Genomic DNA, 8,632 nt, shown 5'->3' on the forward strand with positions numbered 1-8,632 from the left:
AAGCGATGTGTACGACGGGCTACGCCAACGCACCCACAGATGAGTTTAGTAGAAGAGGCGATCGCTTATATAAAGTTCATAACAAAGAAACAATACCTTATTTATTTTCCTACCTAATATTCTAATAAAATATATTTATTTAGTATTATTCTCTCCTTTAGTCCACAGCAAATCCTGATAATTGGCGCATTTTTGGAGTATGAAAACCAATCACAATATCTTGTTTATCTATACCCATTTCCATCATTTCTAAAGCTATATCTGCCTCCGTTGTATTTTGTTGAATCCAAATTTTATTATTTTTGATATCTATGTGCATTATTGGCCCATAAATCCGCTTTTGATTGTTCCATCCAACGCTAATAATTTGATAATGGTCATGTTCTGTATCAAAAATTTGTTCCACTTCTACATCTCCGTAACTAGGCTTGAACTGGAGATATTTAGTTAACAATTGCCTAACTTTTGTCCGATATTCATTTAATTTATCCATTGTTCTATTACCTCCGTTTCCACATTGTAAATAATCAGCTTTAATTTGTTTTCATTGACTACAGTTTGAATAAAAGACAAGTTAAAAAAGTCATTATAAGTTACCAAGGGTACAGCTAAATACAAAGTTCTATTTGGCTCTTCAGCACGCAACGCTGTCCGATAATTAATAAATTGTCCTAGCGCCATGTGAAATTCGGAAATTTTTGAGGCACTAACAAAATTTTTGATTTCAACTGCTATTTTTTATCCTGCTTTTTCCGCAGCTAGAAGTCTCTCTGCACCTAAATCAATCTGAATATCAACCCCACCACACCGAATATTAAGTGGATCATTTGTAACTACCCAATCCTCTTTCTCTAGTGCAGACCTCACAATATTGTGGAATAAATCACGAGCCATAGTTTACAGCCCAATCACACTAACCATCGACTCCAGCACATAAACCTTTTAAATCTAGAGTTTGCTTAGATTATCCGTCTAACTACAAAACAATACAATACAAAATAGCGATCGCTTGTATAAAGATGATTGCGAAATTAGCGATACTAATTCTTAATCCCCGTCGCAGCAATACCTTGAATAAACTGACGCTGACCGATAAGAAATAATACCATCACTGGAACAGTCGCTATTGTCACCGCCGCCATCATCAACGGCCAATTATTCGTAAATTGCTCCTGAAACTCAGCCAACGCCAGTTGCACCGTCCTTAATTCTGGTCGTGTCGTAAACACCAAAGGCTTAAATAAATCATTCCATTCACCGATGAAGGTGAACAGAAACAGCGTCACCAACGCCGGACGGGCTAAAGGTAACATCACCCACCACAAAATTTGCAGTCGGTTCGCCCCATCTATGGCTGCGGCTTCCTCTAACTCCACCGGAATTGTCTGGAAATACTGACGTAACAAGAAAATTCCAAACCCGTTGACAGCAGTGGGTAAAATCAGCGCCCAGTATGTATTTATCAGGTGTCCCCACTTCAAAACCAAAAAGATGGGAATCACCAATAACTGAAAGGGAATCACTAAAGTTGCTAAAACGACCAAAAGCAGTGCTTGGCGTCCCCGAAACTTCAGCCGTGCTAGGGCGTAACCCGCTAAAGCGGAAGTGACAATCTGAAACGCCGTCACAGCGATCGCTACCAAGGTAGAATTAGCAAACGCCAGTAAAAATTTTCCCTGTTGCCATGCAACGCGGTAATTAGCTAAAGACCAGCTATTTTTAGACAAATTTTCCGGGCTGGTGGCCGTTGGTGCAAAGGAGGTGAGAAAGACCACAAACAGAGGTAGTAGAACGATAAATGCCCCTAGCAGTAACACTACTAGGCTCAAAAAATCGCCAGATTTCAGATTGGGGTTTGGTTTCGACATAACTTGAGCTGCAAAGCATTTTCGCTATTACTACAGCATTGCCCCCAGCAACAATTAATCTATAAAGATAGTCTACTTGTTAAGTTAAATTAAACCACAGTGATTATTACCCTCAGTTCATAGGGTAAATTGAATCCTGGTATCAAATAATTCGGATTTACAGGAGTAAACATACCATGCAGCAGCTTACAGACGAATTTAAAGAATTAGATTTCAAGAGCGAAACATACAAAGATGCTTATAGCCGAATTAATGCGATCGTGATTGAAGGGGAACAAGAAGCCCATGAAAATTACATCACATTAGCCCAACTGCTGCCAGAATCTCATGATGAATTGATTCGCCTATCCAAGATGGAAAGTCGTCACAAGAAAGGATTTGAAGCTTGTGGGCGCAATTTGCAAGTAACCCCAGATTTGCAATTTGCTAAAGAATTTTTCTCTGGACTACACCAAAATTTCCAAACAGCCGCGGCATCCGGAAAGGTTGTTACTTGCTTGTTGATTCAGTCTTTGATTATTGAATGTTTTGCGATCGCAGCATATAACATCTACATCCCCGTCGCCGACGCTTTCGCCCGCAAAATTACTGAGGGAGTAGTAAAAGAAGAATATAGCCACCTCAACTTTGGAGAAGTTTGGTTGAAAGAACACTTTACAGAAGCCAAAGCTGAACTAGAGCAAGCAAATCGCCAGAACCTACCCATCGTCTGGAAAATGCTCAACCAAGTAGAGGGTGATGCCCACACAATGGCAATGGAAAAAGATGCTTTAGTAGAAGACTTTATGATTCAGTACGGTGAAGCATTAAGTAACATCGGTTTTACGACACGCGATATTATGCGTTTGTCAGCCTACGGACTCATAGCCGCTTAAAAAAAGTTAGGAGCAAAGCCGGAGACGCTTTGCCTCCGGTGAGGAATGATCAGTGAGAAATTATGAGTTGTACTCCTAACTCCCAACTCCTGTACAGACGCGATTAATCGCGTCTCTCCCAACTCCCAACTCTACTAAATTCCACCCTTTCGAGACAGCATAAGCCTAATAATCACTACATGTTTGGTCTAATTGGACATCTGACTAGTTTAGAACACGCTCAATCAGTAGCTCAAGAATTGGGATACCCAGAATATGCCGATCAAGGGCTAGACTTTTGGTGTAGCGCCCCACCGCAAATTGTTGATAGCATTATTGTCACCAGTGTAACTGGGCAACAAATTGAAGGACGGTATGTAGAATCTTGCTTTTTGCCAGAGATGCTAGCTAGTCGCCGCATCAAAGCTGCAACACGCAAAATCCTCAACGCCATGGCCCACGCACAGAAACATGGCATTAACATCACAGCTTTAGGCGGATTTTCCTCAATTATTTTTGAAAACTTTAAGTTAGAGCAGTTTAACCAAGTCCGTAACATTAAACTAGAGTTTGAACGCTTCACCACAGGAAATACGCATACTGCCTACATTATTTGTAAGCAGGTGGAAGAAGCCTCAAAACAACTGGGAATCGATCTATCAAAAGCAACAGTTGCTATATGTGGAGCAACTGGGGATATTGGTAGTGCCGTTACACGCTGGCTAGATGCAAAAACAGATGTTCAAGAACTTCTGCTGATAGCCCGCGATCAAGAACGTCTCAAAGAGTTGCAAGGCGAACTGGGGCGAGGAAAAATTATGGGTTTGACAGAAGCGCTACCCCTAGCTGATGTTGTAGTTTGGGTTGCCAGTATGCCCAAAGGCGTGGAAATTGAACCCACTACTTTGAAACAACCCTGTTTGTTGATTGATGGTGGTTATCCTAAAAACTTAGCGACGAAAATTCAGCATCCTGGTGTATACGTGTTAAATGGTGGAATTGTAGAGCATTCCCTGGATATTGACTGGAAAATTATGAAAATTGTCAATATGGACGTGCCAGCCCGCCAGTTGTTTGCTTGTTTTGCCGAATCAATGCTGCTGGAATTTGAGAAGTTATACACGAACTTTTCGTGGGGACGGAATCAGATTACCGTAGACAAAATGGAGCAGATTGGTCAGGTATCAGTAAAACATGGATTTAGACCACTGCTGGTTTAGTCATTAGTCATTTGTCCTTGGTCATTAGTCATTGGTCATTAGTCATTTGTTATTTGCAAATGACAAAACACAAAGGACAAAGGACAAAAGACAAAGGACAAAAGACAAAGGATAGATAACTTATAACTCGTAACTTATAACCCCTACGATGGCAACTACCGAGCGTAAACCGCTACTGTTAGATTTTGAAAAGCCCCTAGCAGAACTCGCAACCCGAATCGATCAAATTCGGCAACTTGCAGAGGAAAATGGCGTCGATGTTTCTGGTCAAATTCGTCAACTAGAAGCACGCGCCATGCAACTGCGTGAGGAAATTTTCAGTAGTCTATCCCCGTCTCAGCGATTGCAAGTCGCTCGTCATCCGCGTCGTCCCAGTACTCTCGATTACATTCAGGCTATTAGTGATGAATGGATGGAATTGCATGGCGATCGCTGTGGTGGTGATGATCCGGCTTTAGTTGGTGGTGTAGGTCGTCTGAGTGGGCAACCTGTGGTGATGTTAGGTCATCAAAAAGGCCGTGATACCAAAGACAATATTGCCCGTAACTTTGGAATGCCTTACCCTGGCGGCTACCGCAAGGCAATGCGGTTGATGGAACACGCCAACAAGTTTAGTATGCCAATACTAACTTTTATTGACACACCAGGAGCTTGGTCTGGGGTAGAAGCAGAACACCAAGGTCAAGGAGAAGCGATCGCCTACAACTTACGAGAAATGTTCTGCTTAGATGTACCCATTATCTGCACAGTTATTGGTGAAGGCGGTTCCGGTGGCGCACTCGGTATTGGTGTAGGCGATCGCCTACTCATGTTTGAACACTCAGTTTATACCGTCGCCACTCCTGAAGCCTGCGCCGCCATTCTGTGGAAAGATGCTGCTAAGGCTCCCCAAGCAGCTGTTGCTCTAAAAATTATTTCCCACGACCTGAAAAAGTTAGGAATTATCGACCAAATACTGCCTGAACCCACTGGCGGCGCTCATTCCGATCCTTTAAAAGCCGCTACTATTCTCAAGCAAGTGCTGTTGGAAAACTTGGACGAACTCAATCGTTTAACCGCTCCAGAACGCCGTCAACTGCGCTATGAAAAATTCCGCAAAATTGGCGTTTTTACAGAAGTTGCCCACTAACAGCGCTGCATAATGATTGATTAGCAGAGCAAAATGCTATAATTGCCTATGTGCTTAAAGATTTTTAACAATCTAGCCATAGGCATTTGCATGTTTGCTAAATCTACTCAATTTGATTGAGTAGCTTTTGTATTATCAAGTAATCTAATTTAAGTATACGGCGTGGTTTTCCAGGCGACGAATTGTTGTCTTCACTGGTAAAACTCACAATATACCTACTATTGCACTGGATCATAGCAGTTGCTTAATGGAAATAATCAGATTTTTAAATTCCTTTAATGTATCTAAACCGAGAAGTGTGAATAATTGGGTGGTAATAGAGTTTAAGAACTGCCAAAAAATTGGGAGACACCATGAATGAGTGTTGAGCAAAAACGACGCGCCCTGATTACTGGGGCAAGCAGTGGAATTGGGAAAGCAACGGCTTTAGCTTTTGCCAAAGCAGGAATAGATATCGCCTTAGTCAGCCGTTCTTTGGATAAATTGGAGGCGGTAAGAGAAGCTGTAGAGCATACTGGGGTGGAAGCGAAAGCTTACGTTGTAGATTTAGCGCGGATCTCCGAAGTAAAAGAAAAGATCCAAGCGATCGCCCTTGACTTTGGCGATATAGACATTTTGATAAACAATGCGGGCCTTGCTTACACAGCTACTTTGAGCGAAACCCCCCTAGAGGACTGGCAGCAGGTAATTGACTTAAATCTTACCAGCGTGTTTCAGTGCATTGTAGGGATTTTGCCTTCAATGCGCGATCGGGGCACAGGCACAATTATCAACGTCGCCTCAATTGCCGCCAAGCAGCCGTTTCCCGGTTGGGGAGCATACAGCGTCAGCAAAGCTGCTTTGATAGCCCTCTCTCAAACCCTGGCACAAGAAGAACGTACCCACGGCATTCGTGTCACTGCTATCTGTCCCGGCGCAGTCAATACCGAACTGTGGGATACAGAAACAGTCCATGTCAACTTAGACCGTTCCAAAATGTTAACCCCAGAAATTGTCGCTCAATCAATTCTCTACACAGTTCTCTTACCACAAGAGGCAGTTATTGATGAATTGACCCTGATGCCCAGCGCTGGCGCACTCTAATTAGTCCTTTGTCTTTTGCAAATGACTAATGACTAATGACCAATGACTAATGACTAAACCATAACCAAGACTTAATCATGACTATTGCTAGTTCCAACGGTTCCAATTGCTCTCAATCACCTCTGATTCCCGACTTGGCAGAAGCCATAACTCTTAGACCCGATCGCAACACCCACAACGGGCGACAAGCGGATGTGTCCCCGCCAAAAGAGGAACATCTGGAGGAAATGGAGGACGCCGTGCGGACACTAATATTGGGAGTTGGCGAAGACCCCAAACGCGAAGGACTCCTCAAAACACCCAAGCGAGTGGCCGAGGCAATGCGATTTCTTACCAGTGGCTACACCCAATCCCTTGAAGAACTCGTTAACGATGCCATCTTTGATGAAGGGCATAACGAGATGGTACTAGTTAGGGATATTAATTTCTTTAGTCTGTGCGAACACCACATGCTGCCATTTATGGGTAGAGCACACGTTGCTTATATCCCCAACCAAAAAGTTGTGGGACTGAGTAAGCTGGCCCGCATTGTTGAGATGTATTCCCGTCGCTTGCAAGTCCAGGAGAGGTTAACCCGCCAAATTGCCGAAGCAATCCAGACCATTTTGGAACCTCAAGGAGTAGCCGTTGTGATGGAAGCTAGCCACATGTGTATGGTGATGCGCGGCGTCCAGAAACCAGGCTCTTGGACTGTCACTAGTGCAATGGTTGGTGCGTTCCAAGACGATCACAAAACCCGCGAAGAATTTTTTAATTTAATTCGCCATCAAGCAGCATTTTTTTAGAAAATTGGGCATTGGCAAGAGGCAGAGGGGCACAAAGCTTAGAGCAGAGGGGAAATGATAATTAATTTTTATTCTTACCCTGCTCCCCCTGCTCCCCATGCTCCCTCATCCCCTACTACCTACTCCCCAATTTTTCAAACAACTTGGCTACTTTATCTAAATCTTTATCTCCAGGTGCGCGTTCTACACCACTAGATAAATCAACGCCACTGGGATTAACCTGACTCAGGGCTTCCACAATATTATCTGCCGTTAGTCCCCCAGCTAAAAACCAAGGGCAATTAGGGTTAAATTGCTCTAGCATTGTCCAATCTAAGGTTTTGCCTGTACCACCAAGTTGTTCGGGATGGTAAGCATCAAATAGTAAAGTATCTACGTAATTTGTGTAATGAGCCACTGTGTCAAGATGCTCAAGACTCCGAACTCTCAATGCTTTAATAATTTCGACATTGGGTAAAGCTTGACGTAATAGGTAGCAAAAATCTGGTAATTCATCCCCGTGTAACTGGACACCAGTCAACCCAGAATCAATAACTATCTGACTGATTTCGGGGATACTAGCGTTAGCAAAAACACCAATTGTGTCAATATTAGCCGGGAGTTCTGCTACTGCTGCCCGAATTTGGGATGTAGTCACGTAGCGAGGTGAGGTTGGCACACAAATAAATCCTAGTGCCGTTGCGCCCAGAGAGGCGATCGCTATAGACTGCTGTGGTTGAGTAATGCCGCAAATTTTAACGCGCATGAAAATTTAATAAATTTAAAATAATCATCAAGAAAGTCTAAACTATCCGAAAAACTTTTGTGCCTTGGTAATTTTATAATTTTGTAGGTCTACATTTTAGGAGACAAAAGCTTGATTTCATCTATTTTACTAGCAGCAGCTGCAACTGTTCCCGCAACACCTGCGTGGAATCCTACAGTAGGCATCATCATCAGCATTAGTAGCTTAGTAATAGTTTTACTAAGTACTCGGATCGAAAAACCCTTAGTTGGCCCCAAGTTCCCCATCCTGCCGATTAGTATTCCAACATTCGTTGCAGCGATGGCTTTTGGTCATATTATTGGCGTTGGCATCGTTTTAGGACTGACTAACATCGGTCGTCTGTAGTTTTGCGATGATCGCGGCATTGCTTGTAACGCCGCGATCAATACAAAACTCTTAAAAACGATTTTGGTTCTTTCTCCAGCAAAATAACTCATGAGCATTAGCCAGTCAGCCTTCGTGTAGTCAGTCTAACTGAGGGAGGAGGTATTAACCTTCGCCTTGAGAGACGATTCCAACTACTTCATCATCGGAGGATTTATATGGCTTTTGAAACAGGATTAATCCCCTCTTTAAGGCTTATATAAGTTAATTTCTGCAGGAGAAAGAACCATGATGTCATCAATGTTATTAGCAGCCCAGGCAACTTTACCCAAAACTGACACTACATGGAACTTGACTGAAGCGGCAATTATTACTGGCATTTGTCTGTTATGTCTTTCGATTATTCCTCGGACAATTCGCTATCCTCACGTTGGCCCTAAGATGCCTTTGTGTTTTCCGTCGCTGTTCAATAATCCCAGTGTCGCTACATTCCTCGCCGCAATGAGCACTGGTCACCTAATCTGCACTGGTACCGTCTTAAGATTAAGTAATCTCGGCATTATCTAAAATTTTATTTTTTCTATCTAACACACTCAAGAGGAC

General features: G+C 42.9%; 10 protein-coding genes and 1 pseudogene. 7 read left to right on the forward strand and 4 right to left on the reverse strand.

The genetic code is table 11. The features are described from left to right. Nucleotides 1-157: 157 nt before the first annotated feature. The 3 genes and pseudogenes from ACFE90_RS32935 to ACFE90_RS32945 all read right to left on the reverse strand — a co-directional run bounded on the left by ACFE90_RS32935 (nucleotide 158) and on the right by ACFE90_RS32945 (nucleotide 1,868). Nucleotides 158-493: a XisI protein gene (locus ACFE90_RS32935; RefSeq protein WP_375506510.1), complete on the reverse strand. Its 336-nt coding sequence runs from the start codon at nucleotides 491-493 to the stop codon at nucleotides 158-160. Continuing rightward, a pseudogene (locus ACFE90_RS32940) lies at nucleotides 481-894 on the reverse strand (element excision factor XisH family protein). The gene ACFE90_RS32935 and the pseudogene ACFE90_RS32940 overlap by 13 nt, the downstream one beginning before the upstream one ends. 146 nt (nucleotides 895-1,040) lie before the next feature. Further along, nucleotides 1,041-1,868, reverse strand: a complete 828-nt coding sequence (locus ACFE90_RS32945) for a carbohydrate ABC transporter permease (RefSeq protein ID WP_375506511.1) — start codon at nucleotides 1,866-1,868, stop codon at nucleotides 1,041-1,043. 176 nt (nucleotides 1,869-2,044) lie between these two features. On the opposite strand from ACFE90_RS32945, the gene ACFE90_RS32950 reads away from it, so the two are divergent. The 5 genes from ACFE90_RS32950 to folE all read left to right on the forward strand — a co-directional run bounded on the left by ACFE90_RS32950 (nucleotide 2,045) and on the right by folE (nucleotide 6,939). Continuing rightward, nucleotides 2,045-2,743, forward strand: coding sequence for an aldehyde oxygenase (deformylating) (locus tag ACFE90_RS32950; protein ID WP_375506512.1), 699 nt, complete (start codon nucleotides 2,045-2,047; stop codon nucleotides 2,741-2,743). A 179-nt stretch (nucleotides 2,744-2,922) separates the two neighbouring features. Then, nucleotides 2,923-3,942 (forward strand): long-chain acyl-[acyl-carrier-protein] reductase, encoded by a 1,020-nt coding sequence (locus tag ACFE90_RS32955; protein WP_375506513.1) that lies wholly within the window; start codon nucleotides 2,923-2,925, stop codon nucleotides 3,940-3,942. 148 nt (nucleotides 3,943-4,090) lie between these two features. Continuing rightward, nucleotides 4,091-5,071 carry an acetyl-CoA carboxylase carboxyltransferase subunit alpha gene (locus ACFE90_RS32960; protein WP_100898945.1) on the forward strand — a complete coding sequence of 327 codons (981 nt, stop codon included), beginning with the start codon at nucleotides 4,091-4,093 and terminating at the stop codon, nucleotides 5,069-5,071. 357 nt (nucleotides 5,072-5,428) lie between these two features. Next, a complete protein-coding gene (locus tag ACFE90_RS32965; protein WP_375506514.1) occupies nucleotides 5,429-6,154 on the forward strand; it encodes an SDR family oxidoreductase in 726 nt (241 codons plus the stop codon). Nucleotides 6,155-6,231: 77 nt separating this feature from the next. After that, complete coding sequence (gene folE, locus ACFE90_RS32970; protein ID WP_375506515.1) at nucleotides 6,232-6,939, forward strand: GTP cyclohydrolase I FolE; 708 nt, start codon at nucleotides 6,232-6,234, stop codon at nucleotides 6,937-6,939. Nucleotides 6,940-7,054: 115 nt separating this feature from the next. Here the strand turns inward: folE and ACFE90_RS32975 are convergent, their stop codons facing one another. After that, complete coding sequence (locus ACFE90_RS32975; protein WP_375506516.1) at nucleotides 7,055-7,684, reverse strand: phosphoribosylanthranilate isomerase; 630 nt, start codon at nucleotides 7,682-7,684, stop codon at nucleotides 7,055-7,057. Between the two features lie 111 nt (nucleotides 7,685-7,795). On the opposite strand from ACFE90_RS32975, the gene psaK reads away from it, so the two are divergent. Both psaK and ACFE90_RS32985 read left to right on the forward strand, forming a co-directional pair. Further along, nucleotides 7,796-8,050, forward strand: coding sequence for a photosystem I reaction center subunit PsaK (gene psaK / locus ACFE90_RS32980; protein WP_375506517.1), 255 nt, complete (start codon nucleotides 7,796-7,798; stop codon nucleotides 8,048-8,050). 267 nt (nucleotides 8,051-8,317) lie between these two features. Then, a complete protein-coding gene (locus ACFE90_RS32985) occupies nucleotides 8,318-8,596 on the forward strand; it encodes a photosystem I reaction center subunit PsaK (RefSeq protein ID WP_375506518.1) in 279 nt (92 codons plus the stop codon). Nucleotides 8,597-8,632 lie beyond the last annotated feature (36 nt).

It is taken from the genome of uncultured Nostoc sp. (assembly GCF_964245445.1).
GTDB lineage: Bacteria > Cyanobacteriota > Cyanobacteriia > Cyanobacteriales > Nostocaceae > Nostoc.

Excerpts from the sequence above, each read along its gene's own strand:
- ACFE90_RS32950 (WP_375506512.1), top strand. The coding sequence starts at position 2,045 with ATGCAGCAGCTTACAGACGAATTTAAAGAATTAGATTTCAAGAGCGAA.
- ACFE90_RS32955 (WP_375506513.1), top strand. The coding sequence starts at position 2,923 with ATGTTTGGTCTAATTGGACATCTGACTAGTTTAGAACACGCTCAATCA.
- ACFE90_RS32935 (WP_375506510.1), bottom strand. The coding sequence starts at position 493 with ATGGATAAATTAAATGAATATCGGACAAAAGTTAGGCAATTGTTAACT.
- ACFE90_RS32975 (WP_375506516.1), bottom strand. The coding sequence starts at position 7,684 with ATGCGCGTTAAAATTTGCGGCATTACTCAACCACAGCAGTCTATAGCG.
- ACFE90_RS32945 (WP_375506511.1), bottom strand. The coding sequence starts at position 1,868 with ATGTCGAAACCAAACCCCAATCTGAAATCTGGCGATTTTTTGAGCCTA.
- folE (WP_375506515.1), top strand. The coding sequence starts at position 6,232 with ATGACTATTGCTAGTTCCAACGGTTCCAATTGCTCTCAATCACCTCTG.
- ACFE90_RS32985 (WP_375506518.1), top strand. The coding sequence starts at position 8,318 with ATGATGTCATCAATGTTATTAGCAGCCCAGGCAACTTTACCCAAAACT.
- ACFE90_RS32960 (WP_100898945.1), top strand. The coding sequence starts at position 4,091 with ATGGCAACTACCGAGCGTAAACCGCTACTGTTAGATTTTGAAAAGCCC.
- ACFE90_RS32965 (WP_375506514.1), top strand. The coding sequence starts at position 5,429 with ATGAGTGTTGAGCAAAAACGACGCGCCCTGATTACTGGGGCAAGCAGT.